This window comes from Citrobacter sp. wls826 (assembly GCF_005281245.1).
GTDB lineage: Bacteria > Pseudomonadota > Gammaproteobacteria > Enterobacterales > Enterobacteriaceae > Citrobacter > Citrobacter braakii.
On sequence record NZ_SZWS01000045.1, the window covers coordinates 115,956 to 116,829 of the forward strand.

The 874-nt window shown below is 55.6% G+C and carries 1 protein-coding gene and 1 pseudogene; both read right to left on the reverse strand.

The genetic code is table 11. The annotated features are described in order from the left end of the window. A partial coding sequence (locus FDW87_RS22240; RefSeq protein ID WP_252363099.1) for a glycerol dehydrogenase occupies positions 1-723 on the reverse strand: 723 nt, incomplete at its 3' end. 12 nt (positions 724-735) lie between these two features. After that, positions 736-874 (reverse strand): annotated as a pseudogene (locus tag FDW87_RS22245) (fructose-6-phosphate aldolase); the annotation flags it as partial.

Consider the following 874-nt stretch of genomic DNA (forward strand, 5'->3'; position numbering starts at 1 on the left):
GCTCAGATAGGTGTTGGCTTCAATAACGCGCTCCAGCGCAGGCGTTACCACGTGCTGCTCGGCAGCCAGCATCGCTTTTTCACCTTCTTCTATCAGCGTATTAAAGCACAGCTCAGCCAGCGCCAGCGCCGCCTGAGTGCACTGACCGCCCGCCATGGTGGTTGCGCCGCTGCGTGAACAGGCGCGTGCTTCGAACCAGGTCGCCAACGCATCGCCGATGCCCGCGGCTAAAAGACGCGCCGGTGCGCCCGCGACAATTTTGGTATCAACAATGACCCTGTCCGGGTTATTGGGCAGCAGCAAATAGCGATCGAATTCACCGGCATCGGTGTAAATAACGGACAGCGCGCTGCACGGTGCATCGGTAGAGGCGATGGTTGGCGCAATGGCGACAGGCACGCCCATAAAGTGCGCCAGCGCTTTGGCAGTATCCAGCGTTTTACCGCCGCCAATACCAAGTACTGCGCCACATTGCGCTTTTTCTGCCACGCCGCGCAGACGGTCGATTTCGTTTTGTGAACACTCGCCGCCAAACGGTGCAATCTCCAGCGCCAGTCCGGCATCCTGGAAGCTTTTTTCCAGTGCGCCCTGGGCAAAGCCTAAGACAAACTTGTCCCCAACGACCAGCCAGCGCTCTGCCAGTGGTTTGAGGTAGTTGCCAAGACGGGTAATAACATCGGCACCCTGGATGTACTTACCAGGTGATTGAATAATGCGATCCATACTTTATTTCCCTCACAGGTTGATGTGACCAAATGTATTGTTCCAGTCATGTTCAAACTTCTCTATTGCTGACTCTACCGCAGGGGTATTGAGCATTTGTTGCGCTACGTCTAATGGCAGGGTGATTGCTTCGCATCCTGCCAGTAAGCAA